Annotated in this window: 25 protein-coding genes; 16 read left to right on the forward strand and 9 right to left on the reverse strand. The window is 55.9% G+C overall.

Going from position 1 to position 21,753, the window contains the following annotated elements:
* Positions 1-6 precede the first annotated feature (6 nt).
* Entirely contained in the window at positions 7-954 is a 948-nt protein-coding gene (locus tag ACK13D_RS01800) for a LysR family transcriptional regulator (RefSeq protein WP_418795524.1), read from the forward strand.
* Here ACK13D_RS01800 and ACK13D_RS01805 read toward each other — a convergent pair.
* Both ACK13D_RS01805 and ACK13D_RS01810 read right to left on the reverse strand, forming a co-directional pair.
* A complete protein-coding gene (locus ACK13D_RS01805) occupies positions 919-5,448 on the reverse strand; it encodes an ATP-dependent helicase (protein WP_445322324.1) in 4,530 nt (1,509 codons plus the stop codon). The two genes, ACK13D_RS01800 and ACK13D_RS01805, sit on opposite strands and share 36 nt — an antisense overlap.
* Before the next feature lie 112 nt (positions 5,449-5,560).
* A complete protein-coding gene (locus ACK13D_RS01810) occupies positions 5,561-6,751 on the reverse strand; it encodes an MFS transporter (RefSeq protein WP_418795527.1) in 1,191 nt (396 codons plus the stop codon).
* A 308-nt stretch (positions 6,752-7,059) separates the two neighbouring features.
* On the opposite strand from ACK13D_RS01810, the gene ACK13D_RS01815 reads away from it, so the two are divergent.
* Together ACK13D_RS01815 and ACK13D_RS01820 are read left to right on the forward strand one after the other, a co-directional pair.
* Positions 7,060-8,067 carry a hypothetical protein gene (locus tag ACK13D_RS01815; protein ID WP_062759005.1) on the forward strand — a complete coding sequence of 336 codons (1,008 nt, stop codon included), beginning with the start codon at positions 7,060-7,062 and terminating at the stop codon, positions 8,065-8,067.
* A gap of 169 nt (positions 8,068-8,236) precedes the next feature.
* Entirely contained in the window at positions 8,237-8,629 is a 393-nt protein-coding gene (locus ACK13D_RS01820) for a VOC family protein (protein WP_010246853.1), read from the forward strand.
* Positions 8,630-8,752: 123 nt separating this feature from the next.
* Here ACK13D_RS01820 and ACK13D_RS01825 read toward each other — a convergent pair whose 3' ends face one another.
* Positions 8,753-9,370 carry a pyridoxamine 5'-phosphate oxidase family protein gene (locus ACK13D_RS01825; RefSeq protein ID WP_010246855.1) on the reverse strand — a complete coding sequence of 206 codons (618 nt, stop codon included), beginning with the start codon at positions 9,368-9,370 and terminating at the stop codon, positions 8,753-8,755.
* Positions 9,371-9,780: 410 nt separating this feature from the next.
* On the opposite strand from ACK13D_RS01825, the gene ACK13D_RS01830 reads away from it, so the two are divergent.
* From ACK13D_RS01830 to ACK13D_RS01840, 3 genes are all read left to right on the forward strand, one after another.
* The gene (locus ACK13D_RS01830) at positions 9,781-10,335 is read left to right on the forward strand and encodes a GNAT family N-acetyltransferase (protein WP_089414709.1); all 555 of its coding nucleotides are present in this window, start codon (positions 9,781-9,783) and stop codon (positions 10,333-10,335) included.
* A gap of 137 nt (positions 10,336-10,472) precedes the next feature.
* A complete protein-coding gene (locus ACK13D_RS01835) occupies positions 10,473-10,604 on the forward strand; it encodes a hypothetical protein (RefSeq protein WP_010670579.1) in 132 nt (43 codons plus the stop codon).
* 126 nt (positions 10,605-10,730) lie between these two features.
* Positions 10,731-11,297 carry a TetR/AcrR family transcriptional regulator gene (locus ACK13D_RS01840; protein ID WP_022624560.1) on the forward strand — a complete coding sequence of 189 codons (567 nt, stop codon included), beginning with the start codon at positions 10,731-10,733 and terminating at the stop codon, positions 11,295-11,297.
* On the opposite strand, the gene ACK13D_RS01845 is transcribed toward ACK13D_RS01840, so the two are convergent.
* Positions 11,284-12,165, reverse strand: a complete 882-nt coding sequence (locus tag ACK13D_RS01845; RefSeq protein WP_418795530.1) for a LysR substrate-binding domain-containing protein — start codon at positions 12,163-12,165, stop codon at positions 11,284-11,286. The two genes, ACK13D_RS01840 and ACK13D_RS01845, sit on opposite strands and share 14 nt — an antisense overlap.
* 96 nt (positions 12,166-12,261) lie before the next feature.
* Here ACK13D_RS01845 and ACK13D_RS01850 point away from each other — a divergent pair, with 96 nt between their 5' ends.
* Genes ACK13D_RS01850 through ACK13D_RS01860 form a run of 3 tightly spaced genes read left to right on the forward strand, consistent with a single transcriptional unit; the run spans position 12,262 to position 13,480 of the window.
* Positions 12,262-12,567 carry a carboxymuconolactone decarboxylase family protein gene (locus ACK13D_RS01850; protein ID WP_010246860.1) on the forward strand — a complete coding sequence of 102 codons (306 nt, stop codon included), beginning with the start codon at positions 12,262-12,264 and terminating at the stop codon, positions 12,565-12,567.
* A complete protein-coding gene (locus tag ACK13D_RS01855; RefSeq protein ID WP_010246861.1) occupies positions 12,567-12,956 on the forward strand; it encodes a tautomerase family protein in 390 nt (129 codons plus the stop codon). Before ACK13D_RS01850 ends, ACK13D_RS01855 begins: the two co-directional genes overlap by 1 nt.
* Positions 12,953-13,480 (forward strand): DUF4865 family protein, encoded by a 528-nt coding sequence (locus ACK13D_RS01860; protein WP_187493028.1) that lies wholly within the window; start codon positions 12,953-12,955, stop codon positions 13,478-13,480. Before ACK13D_RS01855 ends, ACK13D_RS01860 begins: the two co-directional genes overlap by 4 nt.
* A gap of 25 nt (positions 13,481-13,505) precedes the next feature.
* On the opposite strand, the gene ACK13D_RS01865 is transcribed toward ACK13D_RS01860, so the two are convergent.
* A complete protein-coding gene (locus ACK13D_RS01865; protein ID WP_029519589.1) occupies positions 13,506-13,883 on the reverse strand; it encodes a RidA family protein in 378 nt (125 codons plus the stop codon).
* A gap of 450 nt (positions 13,884-14,333) precedes the next feature.
* On the opposite strand from ACK13D_RS01865, the gene ACK13D_RS01870 reads away from it, so the two are divergent.
* Both ACK13D_RS01870 and ACK13D_RS01875 read left to right on the forward strand, forming a co-directional pair.
* Complete coding sequence (locus ACK13D_RS01870; protein ID WP_010246864.1) at positions 14,334-14,609, forward strand: hypothetical protein; 276 nt, start codon at positions 14,334-14,336, stop codon at positions 14,607-14,609.
* Between the two features lie 14 nt (positions 14,610-14,623).
* Positions 14,624-14,962: a type II toxin-antitoxin system RelE/ParE family toxin gene (locus ACK13D_RS01875; protein WP_010246865.1), complete on the forward strand. Its 339-nt coding sequence runs from the start codon at positions 14,624-14,626 to the stop codon at positions 14,960-14,962.
* Positions 14,963-15,256: 294 nt separating this feature from the next.
* Here ACK13D_RS01875 and ACK13D_RS01880 read toward each other — a convergent pair whose 3' ends face one another.
* Together ACK13D_RS01880 and ACK13D_RS01885 are read right to left on the reverse strand one after the other, a co-directional pair.
* Positions 15,257-15,577 carry a hypothetical protein gene (locus ACK13D_RS01880; protein WP_418795534.1) on the reverse strand — a complete coding sequence of 107 codons (321 nt, stop codon included), beginning with the start codon at positions 15,575-15,577 and terminating at the stop codon, positions 15,257-15,259.
* Between the two features lie 115 nt (positions 15,578-15,692).
* A complete protein-coding gene (locus tag ACK13D_RS01885) occupies positions 15,693-16,388 on the reverse strand; it encodes a B3/B4 domain-containing protein (RefSeq protein ID WP_022624553.1) in 696 nt (231 codons plus the stop codon).
* Positions 16,389-16,431: 43 nt separating this feature from the next.
* On the opposite strand from ACK13D_RS01885, the gene ACK13D_RS01890 reads away from it, so the two are divergent.
* Entirely contained in the window at positions 16,432-17,034 is a 603-nt protein-coding gene (locus tag ACK13D_RS01890) for a helix-turn-helix transcriptional regulator (RefSeq protein WP_010670569.1), read from the forward strand.
* Positions 17,035-17,039: 5 nt separating this feature from the next.
* Here ACK13D_RS01890 and ACK13D_RS01895 read toward each other — a convergent pair whose 3' ends face one another.
* Positions 17,040-17,546, reverse strand: coding sequence for a MarR family winged helix-turn-helix transcriptional regulator (locus tag ACK13D_RS01895; RefSeq protein ID WP_010670568.1), 507 nt, complete (start codon positions 17,544-17,546; stop codon positions 17,040-17,042).
* Between the two features lie 137 nt (positions 17,547-17,683).
* Here ACK13D_RS01895 and ACK13D_RS01900 point away from each other — a divergent pair, with 137 nt between their 5' ends.
* From ACK13D_RS01900 to ACK13D_RS01915, 4 genes are all read left to right on the forward strand, one after another.
* Positions 17,684-18,841 carry an MFS transporter gene (locus ACK13D_RS01900; protein WP_192073163.1) on the forward strand — a complete coding sequence of 386 codons (1,158 nt, stop codon included), beginning with the start codon at positions 17,684-17,686 and terminating at the stop codon, positions 18,839-18,841.
* Positions 18,842-18,908: 67 nt separating this feature from the next.
* Positions 18,909-19,601 carry an aspartate/glutamate racemase family protein gene (locus tag ACK13D_RS01905; protein ID WP_167423122.1) on the forward strand — a complete coding sequence of 231 codons (693 nt, stop codon included), beginning with the start codon at positions 18,909-18,911 and terminating at the stop codon, positions 19,599-19,601.
* Positions 19,602-19,634: 33 nt separating this feature from the next.
* Positions 19,635-19,964, forward strand: a complete 330-nt coding sequence (locus ACK13D_RS01910; RefSeq protein ID WP_033787180.1) for a DHCW motif cupin fold protein — start codon at positions 19,635-19,637, stop codon at positions 19,962-19,964.
* 211 nt (positions 19,965-20,175) lie between these two features.
* Entirely contained in the window at positions 20,176-20,916 is a 741-nt protein-coding gene (locus ACK13D_RS01915) for a YoaK family protein (RefSeq protein WP_029519590.1), read from the forward strand.
* 46 nt (positions 20,917-20,962) lie between these two features.
* Here ACK13D_RS01915 and ACK13D_RS01920 read toward each other — a convergent pair whose 3' ends face one another.
* A complete protein-coding gene (locus ACK13D_RS01920) occupies positions 20,963-21,688 on the reverse strand; it encodes an SDR family oxidoreductase (RefSeq protein ID WP_192073036.1) in 726 nt (241 codons plus the stop codon).
* Between the last annotated feature and the right edge of the window lie 65 nt (positions 21,689-21,753).

Genomic DNA, 21,753 nt, shown 5'->3' on the forward strand with positions numbered 1-21,753 from the left:
TGCACAATGGCGATCGATATGGCGCTGCTGGATGCCGTCGTGGCGGTGGCAAAAGCGGGAGGGTTTCGGGAAGCGGCACGCGTCACCGGCAGCAATGCGTCACGCCTGAGCGATGCGGTACGACGGGCGGAACAACAGCTGGGTATTCGTCTGTTTCACCGTACCACCCGCACCGTGGTGTTAACCGAAGCGGGCAGGGCGCTGATGGAACGTCTGCTGCCCGCGATCAATGAAGTTAACGCCGCGCTGGATGCGGTGAATCGCTACCGTAACACCCCTGGTGGCACGCTGCGGCTGAATGTGCCGGTCAGTGCAACCCGGCTGGTGCCGGAATTTTTGCAGCGTTATCCCGACATCCGGCTGGAAATTGTGGCGGAGAGCAGCGTGCAGGATGTCTTTCGTGACGGTTGTGACGCCGGGATTCGTTATGATGAGCGGCTGGAGCAGGATATGGTGGCGATGCCCATTGGCCCCAGACAGCAACGGTTCGCGCTGGCGGCTTCTCCGGCTTATCTGGCAGAACATGGCCGACCGGAACATCCGCGCGACCTGATCCATCATCGCTGTCTGCGTGGCCGTTATGCCAGCGGCATCATGGCTGACTGGACCTTCAGCCTCGAGGGCGAAGAGATCAGCGTTGAAACCAGCGTGCCGCTGGTGGTTTCGGTCGGTGGCGCAATGGATCTGGCGGTGGAGGCGGCCATCGCCGGAAGCGGCGTGATATATCTGTTTGACGAGTGGCTCAGGCCAGCCCTTGACAGCGGCAGGCTGGAACCGCTGCTGCAACCCTGGTGGCTGACTTTCTCCGGTCCGTGGCTCTATTACAACGATCGCCGCCTGATCCCCGCCCCGCTTCAGGCATTTATCGACTTTGTGCGCGAAAAAAACGGACGCGAAAAAAACGGGCGCGAAAACAACTCAGCTATACCAGCTAAACCCCTGTGGCACCCGTGAAAATCCGGCATGTCGCAACGCGTTAAGCAGCGGTGACTGCGAAACCGGTTCACCATCTACCTTCTCAAGCGTGAAACTCGCGGGCTTTTCACGCTTCAGTGCCAGGCCCAGCGCCGCCACCGCGACCTGCTGCAGCGCGGGATCGTCGATGAATGTCAGCAACTCTTTGCCTCCCGGCGTCAGATAAAGCACCAGCGCGCCGCCTGCAATCACCACGCGTCCCCCCTGACGGCGGGTCGGGCGGATGCCGCTGGCGTGGAGCGGCCAGCTCAGTAACGCGCCAAACGGATTTGCCGGGTCCGGTGCGGCCAGCGCCACAGCCTCTGTCGCGGTCAGCGGCTTTTCTGCCAGCTCCCGCAGCCGCTCAATGGTGTTATGGTCGGCAAACTGCGCGCCGCCCGCACCAGCGACAAACCGGCCACGCAGCAGCCGTCCGGCATCTTCCATGCTGCGTAATACCGGCTGTAACGCCGGGAATCCTCCCGGGATCTGTTCCGATATCGCGCTACCACGGCTGATTACCCCATAACGGTCGAGAAGATTTTCCACCAGCGACAGGGCCAGCCGGGCAGGATCAATCTCCTGTCGGTTAATCCGCGACCAGCGACCAGCCAGCGTGTTGACCGTCGGTCGGCGTGCAGAAAGTGCGCCCGGGGTAAAACGCTGACCAAAACGGGTGCGCAGGGTACGCGCGGGACGTGAACGGGGGGCGCCTGGCGTGGTCAGCAGCCCACGCACCGCAATCCAGCTATCGGCGGTGACATAGCCTTGCCACACCAGTTGCCACAGGGCAGCATAAACGTCGGTGGTTTGCGTCTCTGCCTCGTCCATCTGTGCCATGATCTCATGAACAAACCACGAGCCACCCCGGCTAAGGGCGTCGAGAGTCGCCTGCTGAATCGGCGTCAGAGGCTGCGTAGTGTCAATCACTGGCAGTGTTTCAGCGGCATATTCCGTGAGGTGCAGCGAGATCAACCCATCATTCTGACCCAGCGCTTTGTGTCCGCACCAGGTAACCTCGCCACTGGCTAACAGTTCATCGAGCATCGCGGGCTGATAGTCGGCTATCCTGGCGCGCAGGATTTGTGACTCCCACAGCGAGGCCGGTAGCGGCACGCCCGCAAGTTGCTCAACTACCCGCAACAGCCCGTTAACCCCGTGATGCTCTTCACGCTGCGTGTTAAGCACACCGTGACGCTCCAGCAGCAGGTTGATCCAGGCGGCAGGTGGAACAGGCCGGGTTGCTTCACGTGCTGATTGCAGTGAACGCAAGCGTAACCGTTTGAAGATCTCTGTGGAAACCCACTCCGTATCCGATGCGCCCTCTGGCGAACCCATATTGAGCAGGTTGCCCTGCTGATGCAGGGAAAGCAGCACCTTATTCACAATGGCGATACCCAGACCAAAATACGTGGCCAGCTGTCGGGCAGTGAACAGGGTATGGGTTCGGGCGTAGCGGTTAATGAGATCGCGTAGCGGATCGGCCTGCGGCTCCAGAAATGTTTCGGGCAGATCGTCAGGCAGTACAACGGCCAGTGCATCGCGCAGGCGGGCTGCATCTTCAATGTTCGCCCAGCGCTCTTCACCGGCAAGGGTGATCGGGATCATTCGCTGCGCGGCATCGAACTGCGTTATGGCTTCCGCGATCTGCTGGGCGTTGCCACTGAAACGTGCCGCAATACCGGCAACCGCGAGCGGGCCAAGATCGCGCAGCAGATCGATAATGCCTTCGGCGTGTTGTGCCTGATAGCGGGAATCGATGCGCTGCAGTTCCTGTTCAACCTGCTCAACGACGTAAGGTGCCAGCAAATCACGTTTGCTGGTCTGGCCGAGCAGCTCACCCAGCAGGTTACTGTCGAGCGCCAGCAGTGAGGCGCGCCGTTCTGCCAGGGGGGCGTCGCTGGCGTAAATAAACTCTGCAACATAGCCAAACAGCAGCGGCGCGGCAAAAGGGGAGGGCTGTTCGGTCGTCACCTCGACCAGCTTTACCTTTCCCTGTGCCATCTGTTCCATCAGCTGGTGCAGGGCAGGCAGATCGTAGACATCCTGCAGACATTCGCGTGCTGTTTCGATAAGGATGGGGAAATCGTCATACTGTCGTGCAACTTCCAGCAACTGACCGGCGCGCAGCCGCTGCTGCCAGAGCGGCGAACGTTTGCCCGGATTACGCCTCGGCAGCAGCAGAGCGCGTGAGGCACATTCACGGAAGCGGGCGGCAAACAGCGCCGACTGACCGACACTCTCAGTAACCTCCCGGGTCAACTGGTCGGCGTCGAACATAAACAGGTCAGCGCCGGGTAATACTCCCTCACTGGCGGGAAAGCGGGCCACGATGCCGTCATCGCTGGCCGCAACAGAAGCATCAATGCCCAGGCGTTGCTGGATTCGGGCGGCAATCGCCAGCGCCCAGGGCGCATTGACCCGCTTTCCCCAGGGCGAATGCAGGATCATCCGCCAGTCGCCGATTTCGTCACGGCAGCGTTCAATCAGCAACGTGCGATCGTCCGGCAGTACGCTGGTGACGGCGCGTTGTTCAGCCAGCAAAGCCAGCAGATTCGTGACTGCGCGGGCATCCAGCCCCAGCGCGCGCAACTGCTCCTGCGCGTCCACCGGTGAAGCCGTACTCAGATGACGCAGAAACAGCCCGAGGCTGGCACCCGAATCGGCCGAGCGGCCCACACCTTCTCCGCGCCAGAAAGGCAGACGAGCCGGACGGCCTGGCGCAGGTACCACCAGTACCTGGTCGTGGGTAATCTGCTGAATCCGCCACGACGTTGCGCCCAGAGTAATAATGTCATTGACCCGCGACTCATAGACCATCTCTTCATCCAGTTCGCCGACACGACGTGAGCCAGCCTGCTCTTCGCCTTCCGGCAGAATGACGCTGAACATGCCGCGATCGGGAATGGTGCCGCCGCTGGTCACGGCCAGATGCTGAGCGCCGGGTCGCGGCGTCAGCAATCCGCTCTGACGATCCCACACCAGCTGCGGCCGTAGCTGAGCAAAAGCGTCTGAGGGAAACTTACCCGCCAGCATATCGAGCGTGGCATCAAACAGCCGACGCGACAGAGTGCGAAACGGATCGGCCCGGCAGACCTGCGCGTACCAATCATCGACCTGTAAGGGATCCATTGCGACGGCCGCCAGGGTTTGCTGCGCCAGAATATCGAGCGGGTTACGCGGCGGAGCCAGCGCATCGAGCTGGCCCGCACGCATCGACTGCAATATGACGGCCGAATCCAGCAGATCGCGTCGGGTGCGCGGAAACAGAATGCCGGTTGATACGCCGCCAACCTGATGTCCGGCGCGTCCCACCCGCTGCAGTGCGCTGGCGACTGAAAGCGGTGCGCCCACCTGGATCACCAGATCCACCGGTCCCATATCAATGCCAAGTTCCAGACTGGAAGTCGCCACTACGCAGCGCAGTCTGCCCAGCTTCAATGCGGCTTCAATCTCGCCTCGCTGCTCCTTCGAGACGGAACCGTGATGTGAGCGGGCAATAAGATCGTCACTGTCGTCGCGTTCTGCATCCCGATCGCCAGCGGTTGTCTGCTGCGCCAGATAACGCGCATTGAGCCGCGCAGTCAGCTTTTCCGCCAGGCCACGCGAATTCACAAACACCAGCGTGGCGCGATGGGACATGACCTGCTGCAGAATGCGCGCTTCAATGTGCGGCCAGATCGAACCGCTGGCAGAGGTGGCTTCACCGGTCAGGTCATCGGGGCTGGCGATATCGGTCATATCTTCGACCGGAACCTCGATGGTCAGGTGCAGCGTCCGATCGGCGGCCGGATTAACGACCTGAACGGGCTGACAGCCGCCAAGGAAGGCGGCGACCCGCTCAACCGGTCGTACCGTGGCGGAAAGCCCGATACGCTGGGCAGGCTGTGGCAGCAGCGCATCGAGCCTCTCCAGGCTCAGCGCCAGCTGGGAACCCCGCTTCGATCCCGCCACCGCATGCACCTCATCGACGATGACCGTGGTCACGCCCTGCAGCGTCGTTCGCGCTTTTGAGGTCAGCATCAGAAACAGTGACTCGGGTGTGGTGATCAGAATATCGGGCGGGCGGCGCACCAGCCTGGCGCGCTCTGCACTGGGCGTATCGCCGGATCGCATTCCGATATTCAGAGTGATCTCTGGCTCATTCAGCGCCTGCCGCTCAGCGTAAACGCCTGCCAGCGGCAGATTAAGGTTGCGCTGTACGTCCGCGGCCAGCGCTTTAACCGGTGAAATATAGAGAATGCGAGTGGTCGTTTCACGTGCAGGTGAGGGCTGGGTGGTTCGGAACTGAAACAGCGTGTCGATGGCGGTGAGTAAGGCCGCCAGCGTCTTCCCTGAACCGGTCGGGGCGATCACAAGCGCATGCTCTCCGCTGGCTATCGCCTGCCATGCCGCCTGCTGCACCGGCGTGGGTGCAGCAAAGGTGGCAGAAAACCAGCGTCGTGTGGCGGATGAGAACCGGGCTAAAACCGCATCAGATTGGGATTTCGACATCATACTCACGGTATTACGCAGCAACTGCGCCTGAAATTAATCCGTTGAGTGTAAGTGAAAATTGCCGTTTGTGGATGACGCGGCAGATATCTGGCCGCGTCGGGCGGGATTATTAACTGGCCGCTCCGGCTAAAGCGCGACCTCTGATCGCCAGCAGCGACACCAGTGCCAGCACGATGATAGTCATGCCATAGAACCAGGCGGTCTGGTTCAGCCCGATATGGGGCGCTGCCATTCCGGCGGCAATCGCAGGCAGGGCAAAGGCGAGATAGCTTTTGATCAAAAAGGCGGAGAACAGTCCGGCGCGTTCATGACTTTCAGCTAACTGCATAATGATCTTCAGCACGCTGGAGAAAATCGATCCAAATCCCTGACCCGCAATGGCAGTGCCGAGATAGAGCCAGGCCACGCTGTGCAGAGAAAGGCCCGCAAGAGTGACGCTGACGCCCGCTATCAGCATCAGCGTACCGATAACTAATGCCCGCGCGGGCGGTAACGGGCGAAAGAGAAATACTGCTGCCGTTGCGCTCAGCATCAGCGTTGCCACAATCGAGCCGCCGATAAAAGGCGATGTCAGGCCGGTTGCGTTCGCCACCATTGAGGGCATCAGTGAAAGATAAAATCCGCCCAGCATCCAGGTTGCGATGTTAACCGGCGTCACCATTAACAGCGGGCCCAGCGCGCGTCGCGGTATGCTGACCTGGGGTCGCAGTGCGGCCAGAACACCCGGCTGAGGCGCAATGGTTTCTGGTATTAGCGGCAACAGCGCCATGGCAACCAGCATCAGTATCAGCAGCAGCGCGTAAAGCGTCACCGTGGGAAAGGGCGCAAAGGTGACCAGTATGCCGCCCGCCAGCGTGCCCAGCGTCATCCCCAGAAAGGCGGTGAATGAGTTCAGCAGTGGCCCACGGGTTTTACTGGCGTCAATCAGGCTGGCACCAAAGGTCGGTAAGGCAATACCGGTTGCAAAGCCCTGCACCATCCGGGCGGCGATTAAGGTCGCCGCAGAACCGGCAGACATAAAGATCACCAGCGCGACCGCATTGATCGCCAGCGCCAGCAGCATCAGCGGGCGGCGGCCGGTATAGTCGGACACTTTACCGACCGTCAGCAGCGCGGCCAGTAACGCGAAAGCATAGGCACCAAAGATCAGCGTCAGCATGGTCGGCGTCAAATGGAACAGGCTGCGATAAAGTGGGTAGAGCGGCGTTGGCGCACTACTGGTGGCGGAGATCAGCGCCGCACCGGTAAAACTGAAAAGCGTGGTGCGGGCAGCAGCCTGAGGCGTCAATGTGGGGTTCATGAAATTACCTTAATGCAAAGTATTAGCTTTTAATAAGGTATACGGCTATCTGTGCCTTAATGCAATATCTTTGCTTTAACGTTTATTGCGGTGGGGCTGAAGGCGTGTCTGAGAGTTTGTAACGGTGAGAGCTCTTCAAGGTGTTACGTCTGCTTTTTGACAGAGGCAAGCCTTTTATCAGGATATTTGATGTACTGACCCTCTACTGACGGGAGTTCATGTGCTGGCAGAGGCACGTTGACTTTGGGCCACCGTGACTTTATAGATAAGCTCAAACCTTTATAAATTTAATTTGGGGAAAAGGGCGCATGCTATTGCAGGAAAGCCTTAAACAGGAAGTTACTGAAGCAGTCAAAAAATCACTCACCTTCGATATTTTTTATCAGAGAATACGGCCTGATATATCAGCTTTCGTGGCTGCAACGTCACAACTGCCATTGAAAAGTCTTGATGACTGGGAGCGATTAATACGCTGGCAGATTGACTCATCTTTTTATACATCAGGTTATAAACGGACAGGTGCTGAGATCCAGCAGGTGGGTTCTCTCAGGTGGATGGACTTATGTCATGCAGATGGTTTTCGGCGGGAACGCGCATTACGAACATTATCAGTTGGTGCACCCAACAGTTTTTTATTTGCCTTAGCCGTCAGAAGGTTAAATGATTGGGTTCCTCAGGTGAGAGAAGCCGCCCGTGAAGCACTTCCCTCAATCGCAGCAGCTTCTGACCCGGAAGTTATCGTGGATGTCTTGTTTATAACGCTTCCCTATTGGACCTCATGGGGAAGAGCGGGTGAGAAGGAACACGAGGTACTGACAGACATTATTTCAATGGAGAACGTCACTGCCTCTCTGAAAAAAAGACTTATCTGCACTTCTTCGGGGCCTGCTGCAACTGTCTTTACCCAAGCAGGACGCACGTCAGTATTAGATAATTTTCTGTCTGAGATTGCTGAATCCTCCATTCAGCCCTCACTGCGTGCGAAGGCGTACCGCTGCCTGTTCGAAGGCAAAATTATCTGGTCCGAGGGTATGGAATGGAAGTGGATTGATAAAGCCTTTGGCGTACGACGGCGTGTACCTGTTTTAAATGAAAAAACAATAGCCGTTTCCAGGCCTTTTATTGATATCTTAAGGATGGCCATACTTGACCGCTCACCGATGGTACGGCGTATAGCCGGAGAAATGCTGATTAAAGAATTAGAAAATATATGTGATGAAGCCTTTTCCATGGCCACTCAACTGGCTTCCGATATATCAGAATCTGTAGCGGAACGAGGAAGGTTTGCACTGGTCTGCTTAAAAAAGGATAAGTGAGGCTTTAATTAAACAAGCTAAGCAATATGATTGTCGCAGGAGCCTTTAGGGTAATCTCTGTCCGCCATAAAGAATCATGGTAAATTTCATGTTGTCATGTGCTTTGCGGGTTGTTTATCAATAATATTTCGGCGAGTCTCACTGTTAATAACAATCAGGGAGCCAGATGATGAAGATAGCTGAGATCGATCATATCCATCTCTACGTTGAAAATATTGAACAGGCAGAAAAGTGGTACAACGAGATCCTGGGCTTTGAACGCGACCCTTCCCTGTACTTCTGGTTTGAACAGGGTGGGCCGCTGGTCATAAGAAATAACAGGGCATCACTCTCTCTTTTCCTGCGAAAATCTCAGCCACCAGGCCATACGGTGGCTTTCGGGGTGGCAGCATCATTTTTCAACGAACTTATGCCTGTACTCCGTAAGAATAAAATCCCTTTCAGCGTCAGTGACCACGACGTGTCGATGTCCGTCTATTTCAGCGATCTCAGTAATAATAAAATTGAAGTGACCTCTTACGACTACCTGCATGCAAAGCAGATACTGGAGAGCTTTGCGTAACGCTATCGCAGTTTGCGCTTAGAGGCGTGACTGCAGGCGCACTGTGATCTCCGCTCCGAAAGTATAAGTACTTCACTCATCAGCACGCTGGAGGAAGTTAAGCCTCCAGGCCCTGAACGGCGATTAATAAAGTGAGTTCTTCAATCGCTCAGGCAGCGCTTTGTCGTAGGCATCGCCATCAATCTCTGCAATCTGTTTGAGGATCGAACCGGTGCTGGGCAGCGACTGCCGTGAGATCTGCGTTTCGGCATCCCATAATCCGGAGCGAATAATCGCCCGGCTGCACTGAAAGAAAACGCTCTCCACAGTGATGCGCAATACGGTTTTTGGCAGCTGATTGTTGATGGCAAAGCGCTCAAGCAGCGCCGGGTCGGTGCTGATCGCCGCTGTGCCGTTCACGCGCAACGTCTCGCCAATGCCAGGGATGAGAAAAAGCAGCGCTACCCGATTGTCATGCAGAATGTTGCGCAGGCTGTCGATGCGGTTATTGCCGCGTCTGTCGGGTAATAACAGGGTCTTGTCATCTTCGATTTCGATAAATCCGGCCGGATCGCCGCGCGGTGAAACATCCAGTCCCTCAGGCCCCGACGTTGCCAGCGCCACAAAAGGCGAGGCGGCGATAAACGGACGATAGGCGGGATGAATATGATCGGTTTCTTTAGCGACAGAGGGCCGGGCGACCGTGCCGTAAAGACCTTCAAGTTCGGTAAGTTCAGTGATAATGCTGCTCTGTTCAGACATTTTTGCACTTTCCTTTCACTATTCAGATCCTCATAACGCTGAAGGTGAGACTACACAGACCCGACGCGCCAGTTTAAGCAGCACTTTAACACCCATGCAGCGTATTCAGAACCCGTGCGCCACCCTTTATGGCAATCGCCCCAGGTGAATCCGTCTTCCCGCCGCGAAAACAGCTTATTACCTGGGGCGGCAACCTCTTCCCACCCTTTACCAAAATCAGAAGCACAACACAACGTAGTGACAGCCTCTGATGAGAGATCCATATTCTGCATTCAGATGAGCACGAAAACCGCGCCTTGTGCACTGAAATTAGCCGCCGTTCGTTAAGAGTATTAACAGAGTTGGTGACAGCAGAACTTGCTGATATAAAGAGTAAAGATTGCTTATTCAGCACCCAAAAGGAGCGCAGGATGGTTTGGGAATCAGAGCGGCTGCTCTACAGATATACTCTTCGCGAGGATCTTGACGACCTTTTCAGAATTTATGGCGACCCCGAAACGCATAAATTTAACCCGCGAGGTCCATGGCCCGACAGAACGTATGCCATTCAGGCCATAGAGCGCATATTACAGAGCTATCAGGAACAGGGTTTTGGCGACTGGACGATATTTGAGAAAGCCCATCCGGATAAAATTATTGGTTTTGGCGGTGTGTTCAGAAGCCAGTTTGACGGTCGTCAGACGAATAATCTCGGTTACCGGTTTGAGCCTGCTGCCTGGGGAAAAGGGTATGCTACCGAGCTTTCCCGCAGAGCCATTCGTTACGGATTCGAAGAGGCCGGGCTGAGCATCATTACGGGTGTGACGCGCGAAAACCATCTGGCTTCGCGCCGGGTACTGGAAAAAGCCGGCTTAACCTTTTTGAAAAAGGTCGACGATCCGGAGGGGTTGCCTCCCAGCCTGATGTACACCCTTACACGACGTGACTGGCTTGCGGCTGGCAACATCGTTACCGCATCTGTCTGATCTTTCCCGTTTGTGATTCAGGCGTGGCGAAATCTGCGCCACCTTTTCGCACTAAGTCCCTTTAAACCCTCTCTTATCCCGCGATTAATACTCCGCTGTGTGGATTACTTTAGCCACCTTAATCAGGGGGAGGCTTTATGGATATTCGTACAATTTTTATTTCAGCAGTTATGGCAGTCAGTCTTTTATGGATAGGCGCATCAGATAACCGTTCGTCACATCTCACCGCCGAGCCGGTTAAATCTGTCCTGAGTAAACTGCAGCCTTGATTCTCAATCGTCCGATAGCACACATTAGCGCCTGCTCAGCCTGAGATGCGGTACACTGCCGCTATCTGTTAATGCAACTTCGTTGCTTTAACCATGACGTTCAGGCTGATAAAACGGGAGAAAGTGATGGCGAGGGAGATGATTCGGCAGGGTGGGCGCAGCGCACGTATTCAGGCGGAAGTGCATAACACCGTTAACCGGTTGCTTGAAACGCTTGATCGTTCAGCTATTACAGTGCCGATGATCGCCGAACAGGCAGGTGTGACACCTTCCACGATCTATCGGCGCTGGGGCGATCTGTCCCAGTTGCTGGCGGATGTGGCCGTGGCACGGATGCGGCCCATTGCAGAACCGGAAGATACCGGATCGACGGCCGGCGATCTTACCGCGTTCATCCAGCAGTATGCTGAAGAGATGTCGTCCAAAGTCGGTCGTGAGCTTCTGGCTGATGTGATAGGAAGTCAGGCTGAAGTGGCGAGCCAGAAATGCTGTGGGTTTACCTATCAGCATCTTGAAACACTGAAAAGTCGGGCCGAGGCACGCGGCGAATCAGGCTTTGACGTTGATCGCATCATCGATGTGGTCGTGGCGCCGGTGATGTTTCATATTCTGTTCGGTGACCGCGACATCTCAGCAAAATACTGTTCGTCTCTGGTTCAGCGGGCATTTCAGACAGCAGTCAGCGCTGAATAAAGGGCAGGGCGGCTTGCGTGATCAGATGCTGCAAGAGTGCTCGCGCCGGATCGTCACCCTGATCTGAGCGGGCGAGCGCGATACCCAGATAGCCGGGCATTGGCAGCCGGTGTGATTCAATCACCAGCGTCTCCGGCAACCCGGCGCGGGTGCGCAGGGTGATGCCCAGCCCGGCCTGTAATGCCGCCCAGATCCCGCTAAGACTGTGGCTGGTGAACACAACCCGCCACGGAATACCTGCCTTATCCAGCGCCTCGATGGCGCGCGATCGCATGACACACGGCGCATCGAATGCCACCAGCGGCAGCGGCTCGCCGCGCTGCAGATATCCCGCCAGATCAAACGCCGGATGCTGTAACCAGGCTAACGGACACTGACCAATTAACTGCGTGCCAGCCTGCTGCTCTGCCTGCCACAGCAGCGCCAGGTCCAGCTCATGACGGGCCAGCGCCGTAAGCAGCGGCAGATTTCTGTCGACGCGTGCGGTCAGCATCACCTCCGGATGCTGCCGGTTGAACGCGCCGAGAATGTCCGGCATCAACGCCTCGCCAAAATCCTCCTGCATCCCGATGCGTATTTCGCCCTGCAACGCTTCGCCTTTCACTGCCCGCAATGTCTCATCGTTCAGCGACAGCAGGCGTCTGGCGTAACTCATCAGCTGTTCACCGCTGCGGGTCAGCTGCACATGACGCCCTTTTTTCATCACCAGCGCCGTGCCGCATTGCTGCTCCAGTTTCTTAAGCTGCGCACTCACGGCCGAGGCAGACCGACACAGATGCTGTGCCGCCAGGGCAAAGCTGCCGGCATCAATGCCCGCGACGAAACTGCGCAGCGCATCCATATCGAGGGACTCCGGTACCTTTTTCATTATTGTCCTATAATTATGGATGGTAATAGCTGATTAATTTGATTTTCAGGATTGAAGGCCTGAGTGACACTCTGTCTCACCACTGAGGAGTGTGCAATGAAAAAATCGCTTGATCGGGAAACACTGGCGCAGCGCGCGCCAAAACTGGCCGAACTGACACAGCAGGTGCTGTTTGGCGATATCTGGCAGCGCGAACTGCTGTCACCGCGTGAACGCAGCCTGCTGACGCTGGCAACGTTAACCGCGCTGGGGCGGGTCCAGCAGCTGCCGTGGCACATCGATTTCGCCCGGCAAAATGGACTGACGCAGGATGAGCTGGTGGAGAGCTTCACGCATCTGGCGTTTTACGCAGGCTGGCCCGCCGCCGTCACCGCGCTGGGTTATCTGGAGGATAATCACTGATGCCCTTTACCCGAATTACCCTGCGTCAGGGCTACAGCGAGGCGGCTCTGCATCAGATTTCCACGCTGCTTCAGCAGGCGCTGGTCGCGGAATTTGACGTTCCTGAGCATGATTGCTTTCAGGTGATTGAGATGCTGCCCGCCGGACAGCGGGTATTTAATCGTCACTATCTCAGCGGCGGGCGTAGCGATAATTTCGTGCTGTTTCAGGTGACAGCAGGCCGACCGCGAACCCGACAACAGAAGCAGCAGTTTTATCATTCACTCTGTACGACGCTTCAGGCGGAGATGGCGATCGATCCTGACGACGTGATGATCATCATTCAGTTTAACAGCACCGAAGAGTGGAGCTTTAGCGGCGGCCGGATGCTGGCACAGGAGGCGTTATGATTATCATGCACTACCGTTTTACCCTGCCCGCTGACTACGACATGGGCATCATCGAACAGCGCATCAGTCTGAACGGAGCCCGGCTTGATGGCTTTCCAGGGCTGGTGGCCAAGGCATATCTTTACACTTGCCGTGATGATGACGGACAGAATGAAAACCGTTATGCGCCGCTCTATTTCTGGCGGGAGGCGAGTGGTATGCAGCGTTTCCTGCAAAGTCCTGGCTTTGCGACGCTGGTCAGGGATTTTGGCTGGCCGATCATCGAAAGCTGGCTGGCGCTTGAGGGGCAGACCCATATCCCTGATCTGGCCGACGCCCGCTTTATAACGCTGAACCGCTGGACGATTCCACCGCATTCAGACCTTACGACACTGCCGGGAACAACAGGGATCAGCGCCTGGGATGTGAGCCGCTGGCAGGGAGTAAACGTTAACGCTTCACACCAGCGCCCCGCTGGCGAGCAGGAAGTCTATCGCATCGGTTATCTGGCGCGGGGCGCAGCCGCCGCGGATCTGCAGCTCTAGCATCGGGAATGTCGTTGTTTTCTACTCAGAGGGCAAAAATGGCTTCAATCTCTATGCGCAGGTCAGTGGAGAAAAGTCCGCTGACCTGTACCAGTGAGCTGGCGGGCAGATGCTCGCCGTAGTTGCGATAAAGGACTTCCCGCAGCGCGGTGATCTCTGTGAAAGAGGTGATGAATATCGTGACCTTCAGCAGCGCTGCGAGCGACGTATGCTCAGCTGCGGCAACCGCCCTGAGTTGATCAAAAATAGCCTCTGCCTGTTCAGCCATATTTCCCTGCTGAGCCGCCGTACCGAAAGCGGTCAGCCCAGAGACATACAGCGTCACGCCATGTTTCACTGCGTGGACATAAGGCGCTTTTACTTCCCCCAGTTGCGGATAATTTTTGCGTTCTGGCATCGTCATATTTTCCTATTTTAAGTGATTTCATACCATACAGGCTACTGGCATTAAAGCAGGCTGAGAGTCGATAGCGGGTTGTGTTAACAAATCGGCAACAGGCAGAAGAGGTGATTGCTGGTGGTTAAGGCGATCTTTTGACGATTTCAGTCGATTTCAGACATCAACGCCGGTCCTGTGTTGCGTGCTATATACAATACATTGAATAGCATGACTACCTTCTGATTTTAAACCTATCAGGACGATGCCTTGCCATCCAGATTCAGTAACGTGGATAGGGTGGATAAATATGTACACGATTTCACTCGTAGGTTATATTCATCCTATGACCCTCGGAAAAGAGAGGGGCAGTTCAAATCTTACGGTCTGTGAAATTTTTTAATCAACGATGAAATCTGGATGGCTCTACCGGCAATCCCTTTGATTTTACCCGTCCTGTCTAATCGGAAATCATGTATGAACTCAAATCAAACCATGTCCCAGAAGCTTGCCAGAGACAGTCTCGGAAATGCTGCCGCCTTCGAAGGAGGAGTATACGTAACAAAAAACGGCGTCTCTGAACTCTTCATCCAGACTGCTGCTGAGCGTCAGGCTGAGATTAGAGAGATCGAGCAGGAAAGAAACATAAACGCCCTTTTCAAGCTGGCCTTGCAAGCTAAAAAGGAAGTCGCTGATGGCAAAGGCATGACCCCTGAAGACGTTCTGGGAAGGTTACGTGCCGCAAGAAAATAATAGAGAGGCTTTGAGTGTCAGAACAATATCAGCTGGTAATCGCGCCTCTGGCTGAACAGTGTCTCAAGGACATTGAGTCCTATAAGAGCGGAACAGTTGGGGCGCAGCAAGCGGCTGCATTTGTCGATAATCTACTCATGGATTCAGTCGACAATATCAGTCAGGATCCTGAAAGGTATCGCTACAATGCTTATCTTTCAGAGCGCGGGCTTTTGTTACGCGAACGTCTTGATGTTGAAGGAGAGTATCGTGTTCTGTACGATTTCGTGGACAATACTATCCAGATTCTTCTTTTCGTTAGCATGAAACAGGATTTCGGAAATTTGCTCTACAGATACAACATACTGAAATGACGCTCAGGGCCCGCTAATGCGGGCTTTTGCATAATGAAAGCTTATGAACGTAAGTGCCACTGTCAGCATCCCCGTTTTAGTTTCACTCAATTTTTGAGATTTGCGGATTCTCAGCCATAAGCCCATATTCTTCCGGCATCAGGTTATCAGGGATTCATAAGCCCGCTTACCTGTAAGTCGTAGACAAAAAACACTTTAATTTCAGATGTGTAGGGATAAGCCAGGACGGGCGCGGCCATAATGATGACCAGCGCGAAATCATATGAATAACGATTTGAACACGCCCGTCAGAAATCAGCGCTTCAGCATATGCTGGCAGGCGAGGTTATCCTGGGCGGCGCGCTGCTGCTCATCAGGTGTCAGTTGCTGCCAGCGAGCAATCACGCTGCGGCCCAGCCCCGGTTTATAAGCCATTTTTTGCAGCGCATAATCAGAGTTGCCGCCTTCAATGACGTTCTGCATCTGCCGGTCGAGGGGCTGCTTACTATCATGATCAATCGCGCACAACACCGCGACGTAATACGCCTTATCTTCCTCACTGTCGTGTGGGATAAACCACCAGGCGGTCAGGGCGAGGATCAGCAGCAGGGGCAGGATATATTTTACTTTAGCCATTTTAGTCACCGGTTGAGTGCCGTTAAGTCAGCCGGGTATGGCCAGACGCAGGGCGCGTATCCTGCCACAGTTTCCGCTCACCGTTAACCTTGTTCAGCCGCTGTTGAGGCAATGTTCAGTTTGCTGGCGCTTCAATCAGCGTCGTACTGATTTGCGCACCCGGCATCATCTGCTGTAATCCCGAAACCAGATCGTCGCTGGCCTGTTGCAGCGCGGAGAGCGGCATAGCGGGCAGACTTTCCAGAATGAACCACATCTGCTGCGCACTGGCATCCAGTCGGGTTCTTACACCCTGACGCCAGTTCCAGCGGCGACAGGTCACGCCCTGATCGTCGCGCCAGATCACTTCGCCCGGTTCCGGCGACTCATAAACCACCTCGCCCTCTTTAACGGTATCGAAACGTTCACTGCCGTCAGCTATCACCAGGCGTGGCTCGCCAGCATAGGCCTCGATATTTTCACCTCCGACCGGCAGCGCATAACGAATGCTGATGGCGTTATAGAGATCGACAACCGGATCGATGGCAGGCAATGCGCCATCCCGCAGCACACGCTTACGCAATGCTTCTGCCGAACAGGGTGTACGTTTCGCTTTGGCACCAAAGGCTTTAAATACCTCAGCCCAGGCGGCGAGATGCGCGTCTGCCCACGTCGCATCATCATTTAACACCTGCTGGCATGCGCTTTTCAGTGCATCGCTGGCAACGTCTGGTCGGGTAATCGGTGTGGCTTCCACCACAATACTCATGGCACGAAAGCCGGGAGCGAGCGCGAAAACAGCAGGATCGATTGACGGGTGAACAGATAACATCGGATACTCTCTCAGTGACTAATTTATTTCATAGTAATGACCGATGACCAAAAAAGTCAATATAACGACCGATGCGGGTGCCGATGTCGCCAGTGTCAATCAGGCTGTTTCGGACAGCATCAAAAGCTGGCGTAAAAGTCAGAAACTCTCGCTGGATGAGTTATCACGCCGGGCTGGCGTCAGTAAAGGCATGCTGGTGGAGATCGAAAAGGGTGCCGCCAATCCCAGCATCGCCATTCTCTGTAAAGTGGCTGCCGCGTTGGGCGTCTCGGTGGCAGATATCGTCAACGTTTCGCATGCGCCTGACGCCTGGCTGATTGAGAACAGCGAAATGCCCCGGCTGTGGCAGGGTGAGCAGGGCGGTTATGCGCAGCTGCTGGCGGGAACCCGTGGGCCGGATATGATCGAGCTCTGGCGCTGGCAGATGTTTGCGGGCGAAGCTTTCCGTTCTGCCGGTCACTCCTCAGGCACACTCGAACTGTTGCATGTCGAGCAGGGCACGCTCGCCTTAACGGTGGGTGAGCAGACCCTGGTGGTGCAGCAGGGCTGTGCAGCCGTAGCGCGAACCGATATGCCGCATGCCTATGCCAGCGCCGATCACCTGCCGGTTATCTTCACCATGACGGTGGCCGAACTGCAGCGCTGACGGCGCTATTCTGCGGCGGTCGCTTCGCCTGGACACGCCAGCAGCAGCGTTTTCAGCAACCTTTCCAGTTCGGCACGCTCTGAAGCGCCAAGCGGGGCCAGCACCGCCTCCTGCGTAGCGGTATGGACGCGGAGTGCATGCTCAATCTGCTGCTGCCCGTGCGGCGTCAGCCCGACCAGCATGCTGCGCTTATCCTCTGGCGCGGCAATACGCTCAATCAGATGCTGCTGCTCCAGCCGGTTCAGACGATTTGTCATCGCACCGGACGTCACCAGCAGCGCCTGGTAGAGCTGGGTGGGCGACAGGCGAAAAGGCGATCCCGCCCGTCGCAATGTCGCCAGCACATCAAATTCTCCCTCCTGAAAACCAAAAGGCTCCAGTGCCTGACTGCGCGCTTTCGCCAGATGTTTCATCAGACGCAGCACCCTGCCGAAGATCCGCATTGAAGAGGCGTCGAGATCGGGCATCGCGTCGTCCCACTGACTGACAACGAAATCAATATGGTCATGCATAAATCACCTTTAAATATTGTGGTTATGTTGTCGGGTTGTGCGCAGCCTCTTAACACCGGGGGGAATTTATCTTAACGTTAAGATAAATGTTGGCAGCCCGTTGCTGTCATCGCCAATCCTCTGTTAAGGCGTCGATGATGAAAAATAAGGTGTTGTTCCCCATTCTGTTTGCCGTGATCGCTTTTCTTATCGGGCTGAACCTGCGCCCAATGCTGGCGATTATCGGCCCGCTGTTCCCGGTGTTGCAACTGCAGGCCGGGTTGTCGGCGACGACGTTCAGTCTGCTGACCACGTTGCCGATGGCGATGATGGGCCTGGCCGCACTCTCTGGCCCGTGGCTGATTGCCCGCATCGGGCCGGTAAAGGGAATCGCCGCCGGTTTGCTCTGTCTGACGTTCGCCTGCCTGTGGCGCGGGGTTACGCTTACTCCCTCTCAGCTGCTGCTCACCGCGCTGGCGGGGGGCGCAGGAATTGGCGTGATACAGGCGCTGATGCCCGCTCTGATCCGGCAACGCTTTGCTGAGGCCGCGGCGACGCTGATGGCGCTGTTCAGCACGGGCATTATGGCGGGCGCGGCACTGACTGCTGCCGGTGCCGACCCGCTGTTTTCATGGCTGGGCCTGCAACCCGCGCTGGCGCTTTCCGGCGGGTTAACGCTGGTCACACTGCTGATCTGGCTGACTTTAGTCAGACGATCGCCGCAGGTGAGCGTGGCCTCTGATGCAGCGACGCTGCCTGTGCGGCGTACCCTGTTGCTGATGCTCTTTTTCGGCATTGGCACGGGTGCTTATACATTAGTGCTGGCCTGGCTGCCGCCATTCTATATTCAACTGGGCTGGAGTGCTCGCCACAGTGGCTATCTGCTCGCGGCCCTGACGTTAACCGAAGTGGTGGCAGGATTCATCGTCTCGGCGACGTTACATCGCTTTCCCGATCGCCGTCCGCTGCTGCTCGGCGTGCTGGCCCTGTTGCTGCTGGGGCTGCTGAGTCTGGTCTTTTACCCGGGTACGATGCCGATACTCTCTTCACTGTTACTGGGTACGGGCATCGGTGCGCTCTTTCCGCTGTCGCTGATCGTCACGCTGGATCATGCGCGCAGTGCCAGAGAAGCGGGCATTCTGCTGTCACGTGTACAGGGAGGCGGATATCTGATTGCGGCTCTGATGCCGCTGCTGGCAGGCTGGGTGCGTGATAGCGGAACGTCAATGACTCAGGCCTGGCTGATCATGAGCGCTGGCGTGGTGCTGTTAATGGTGGTTGCCCGACGCTTCAGACCTCAGAACAGTATCAACTGAACAAAGCCGTTGCCGATCAATGTCGATCTGGCATGCTGGAATAAAACCCCTGAACCCGGAGTGCATTGTGAAAGTCATTGGTCTGTTAGGCGGTATGTCGTGGGAGTCTACCGCGCTCTATTACCGTATTCTCAATCAGCTGGTTAAACAGCGGCTGGGCGGCCTGCACTCGGCGGAGCTGGTGCTCTATAGCGTCGATTTTCAGCGCATTGAGCAGCTACAGGCCGCGGGCGAGTGGCAGCAGGCGGGAGAGATACTGGCTGAAGCGGCACGCAATCTGGAACGGGCTGGCGCGCAGTTCATCGTACTCTGTACCAACACCATGCATAAAGTGGCAGCACAAATCAGCGCCGCAACGGGCATCCCGCTGCTGCATATCGCCGACGCCACCGGACGGCGCATTCAGCAGGCCGGGGTGCGTAAGGTCGGATTACTGGCGACGCGATTCACCATGGAACAGGATTTCTATCGCGGGCGACTTCAGCAGCAGTTTGGTCTTGAGGTGATCACGCCGGATAGAGAGGATCGGATTTTTGTGCATGAGGTGATTTACCACGAGCTCTGTCTGGGCGAGATCAATCCCGCGTCGCGTCGCCGTTATGGTGAGATCATGCAGCAGCTGGTCGCGCAGGGGGCGGAGGCCATTATTCTGGGCTGCACCGAAATCACACTGCTGGTGGATGCCACGGATGCCAGCGTGCCACTGTTTGATACCACGCTTATCCACGCGGAAGAGGCCGTTACCCAGGCTCTGGCCTGACGTTTATCCTGCACTTAGCCTTGAGGGAATCGCATGAAAATTGAAAATCTGCCGTTTGGCCTGACCCAGTGGGATCAGATTGAAGAGACGATTCATCCCGGCGACCAGGGGCAGGCGACCTGGCGAACCGTGAAGTTTAACGATATCCGGGTGCGGATGGTCGACTATTCACCAGGCTATGTCGCCGATCACTGGTGCACAAAGGGCCATATTTTGCTGTGTATGGCGGGTGAGTTGCACACTGAACTGGCAGATGGTCGCCGTTTCGTGCTGACACCGGGCATCAGCTATCAGGTGGCGGACGATGCTGAACCACATCGCTCCTTTACGTCCACAGGCGCGCAACTCTTCATCGTTGACTGAGTTCACCGTCAGCCTCTCTGGTGATCAGCTGCTGGTGAATCATCGCGTCGTTGACACTTTTAAAAGTAAACTGAATCAGCTTTATAAAAATCAGCAAAATTAATGGCTTATTTCATCAGAGTTATCTGGTTCTGACAGGAATAATTTCCATCAGGTTGTATGCTTGAAGCCTTATAAGAACGTTTTGCATTCACCTGAGGTGGGGAAGCCTGTGCTGATAAAAAAGAAGAAAGTTCGTTCGCATACCGAAGATCGACTGCTGGCGCTGGTGCTTGCCACCACCGCCGGCATCCTTAATGCCATGGCGCTGGGCGCGTTTGGATTTTTTCCATCGCATATGACGGGTAACACGTCGCAAATCTCCCAGGAAGTGACCACCAGCGACCTCCATACCATGCTGTTTTTGATGGCACTGATTATTGCCTTTGTGCTGGGTTGTACCGTTGCCCGGCTGGCGGTGGTAGTGGGGATCAGACATAAGTTACGCACCATATTCTGTCTGATCATTCTGGCGGAAGGGGCGGCACTGACGGCGGCATCAATCTTTGAAATCGTGTTCTACCGGCCAAGCTTTAACGGGGAAGTGCTGTTAATGCTGGGCTTTTTAATGGGGATTCATAATGCGACCTCGACGCAGCTCTCCAATGGCCGCGTCAGATCGACCCACATTACCGGCACGCTGACCGATGCGGGTATTGCGCTGGGGTCGTGGATCTTTGCCCATACTTCTCACGCCGTGCATCTTGAAACCGACGATCGTCGCTTTTTCCAGAAGGTTCTGCACACCCATCTGACTACCGTGTTTTCATTCCTGAGCGGCTGTATTGCCGGTCTGCTGCTGTTCAAAGTCTATGGCTTTAACGCCATGGTTGGACTGGGAATATTTCTTATGCTGGTGGCACTGACGGCCATCGCCATCACCGTGCAGCGTACCCGCAGAAGCCTCTACTGACAGTAAAACCTTCCGCCCGATGCACACAGCGCATCGGGCGGGTTGCTTACTGCTGCGTTCGGGTTGGCCGCACCACGATTTCGTTCACATCTACCTCTTCAGGCTGTTCAATGGCATAGCACACGGCGCGACCAATGGCGTCCGGCTGCAACGCGATAGCGCGATAGTGCTGCATCGCCTCGGCGGCTGCCGGATCGGTAATGGTTGATGCCAGCTCGCTCTCCACCACACCGGGATGGACACAGGTCACCCGTAGCTGACTATTCTCCTGCCGTAATCCGTCGGAAATCGCCCGCACCGCAAACTTAGTGGCGCAGTAGACGGCTGCGGTGGGCGACACGGCCAGCGCCCCTATCGACGCGACGTTGATGATGTGGCCGCGCTGGTGGGCCAGCATGGTCGGCAACACTGACGCAATGCCATACAGCACCCCTTTGATGTTTACGTCGATCATCTGTTCCCACTCTTCCACCCGCAGCGATGCCATCGGAGACAAGGGCATAATACCGGCGTTATTGATCATTACATCCACCCGGCCCCATCTCTCCAGAGCATACTCAACAAACTGCGTCATCTCTTCGCGGCGCGTAACATCAAGCGCTTTGATCGCCACCTCTGCACCATTGAACTGCAGCTCTTCAGCCAGCGCGGCCAGGCGGCTTTCCCGCCGCGCACCCAGCAGCAGAATGACATCTGTTTTCGCCAGTTCACGTGCAATGCCTGCCCCGATGCCGCTTGAGGCGCCGGTAATTAAAATCACTTTCTGAGTCATTTTGTTTCTCCAGTCAGGTTGTCACTGGCGATCATACGGCGACTGGATTATAAAGATAATCCACC

This window comes from Pantoea sp. K16 (assembly GCF_048452805.1).
GTDB classification, from domain to species: Bacteria; Pseudomonadota; Gammaproteobacteria; order Enterobacterales; family Enterobacteriaceae; genus Pantoea; species Pantoea agglomerans.

What these genes read in the sequence shown, in the direction of transcription:
- ACK13D_RS01865 (WP_029519589.1), bottom strand. Translation starts at nt 13,883, where the DNA reads ATGACGATGCCAGAACGCAAAAATTATCCGCAACTGGGGGAAGTAAAA.
- ACK13D_RS01845 (WP_418795530.1), bottom strand. Translation starts at nt 12,165, where the DNA reads ATGAAAAAGGTACCGGAGTCCCTCGATATGGATGCGCTGCGCAGTTTC.
- ACK13D_RS01800 (WP_418795524.1), top strand. Translation starts at nt 7, where the DNA reads ATGGCGATCGATATGGCGCTGCTGGATGCCGTCGTGGCGGTGGCAAAA.
- ACK13D_RS01920 (WP_192073036.1), bottom strand. Translation starts at nt 21,688, where the DNA reads ATGACTCAGAAAGTGATTTTAATTACCGGCGCCTCAAGCGGCATCGGG.
- ACK13D_RS01870 (WP_010246864.1), top strand. Translation starts at nt 14,334, where the DNA reads ATGAACTCAAATCAAACCATGTCCCAGAAGCTTGCCAGAGACAGTCTC.
- ACK13D_RS01850 (WP_010246860.1), top strand. Translation starts at nt 12,262, where the DNA reads ATGAAAAAATCGCTTGATCGGGAAACACTGGCGCAGCGCGCGCCAAAA.
- ACK13D_RS01815 (WP_062759005.1), top strand. Translation starts at nt 7,060, where the DNA reads ATGCTATTGCAGGAAAGCCTTAAACAGGAAGTTACTGAAGCAGTCAAA.
- ACK13D_RS01890 (WP_010670569.1), top strand. Translation starts at nt 16,432, where the DNA reads ATGACCAAAAAAGTCAATATAACGACCGATGCGGGTGCCGATGTCGCC.
- ACK13D_RS01825 (WP_010246855.1), bottom strand. Translation starts at nt 9,370, where the DNA reads ATGTCTGAACAGAGCAGCATTATCACTGAACTTACCGAACTTGAAGGT.
- ACK13D_RS01885 (WP_022624553.1), bottom strand. Translation starts at nt 16,388, where the DNA reads ATGTTATCTGTTCACCCGTCAATCGATCCTGCTGTTTTCGCGCTCGCT.
- ACK13D_RS01835 (WP_010670579.1), top strand. Translation starts at nt 10,473, where the DNA reads ATGGATATTCGTACAATTTTTATTTCAGCAGTTATGGCAGTCAGTCTT.
- ACK13D_RS01830 (WP_089414709.1), top strand. Translation starts at nt 9,781, where the DNA reads ATGGTTTGGGAATCAGAGCGGCTGCTCTACAGATATACTCTTCGCGAG.
- ACK13D_RS01900 (WP_192073163.1), top strand. Translation starts at nt 17,684, where the DNA reads ATGAAAAATAAGGTGTTGTTCCCCATTCTGTTTGCCGTGATCGCTTTT.
- ACK13D_RS01895 (WP_010670568.1), bottom strand. Translation starts at nt 17,546, where the DNA reads ATGCATGACCATATTGATTTCGTTGTCAGTCAGTGGGACGACGCGATG.
- ACK13D_RS01840 (WP_022624560.1), top strand. Translation starts at nt 10,731, where the DNA reads ATGGCGAGGGAGATGATTCGGCAGGGTGGGCGCAGCGCACGTATTCAG.
- ACK13D_RS01855 (WP_010246861.1), top strand. Translation starts at nt 12,567, where the DNA reads ATGCCCTTTACCCGAATTACCCTGCGTCAGGGCTACAGCGAGGCGGCT.
- ACK13D_RS01820 (WP_010246853.1), top strand. Translation starts at nt 8,237, where the DNA reads ATGAAGATAGCTGAGATCGATCATATCCATCTCTACGTTGAAAATATT.
- ACK13D_RS01805 (WP_445322324.1), bottom strand. Translation starts at nt 5,448, where the DNA reads ATGTCGAAATCCCAATCTGATGCGGTTTTAGCCCGGTTCTCATCCGCC.
- ACK13D_RS01860 (WP_187493028.1), top strand. Translation starts at nt 12,953, where the DNA reads ATGATTATCATGCACTACCGTTTTACCCTGCCCGCTGACTACGACATG.
- ACK13D_RS01810 (WP_418795527.1), bottom strand. Translation starts at nt 6,751, where the DNA reads ATGAACCCCACATTGACGCCTCAGGCTGCTGCCCGCACCACGCTTTTC.
- ACK13D_RS01880 (WP_418795534.1), bottom strand. Translation starts at nt 15,577, where the DNA reads ATGGCTAAAGTAAAATATATCCTGCCCCTGCTGCTGATCCTCGCCCTG.
- ACK13D_RS01910 (WP_033787180.1), top strand. Translation starts at nt 19,635, where the DNA reads ATGAAAATTGAAAATCTGCCGTTTGGCCTGACCCAGTGGGATCAGATT.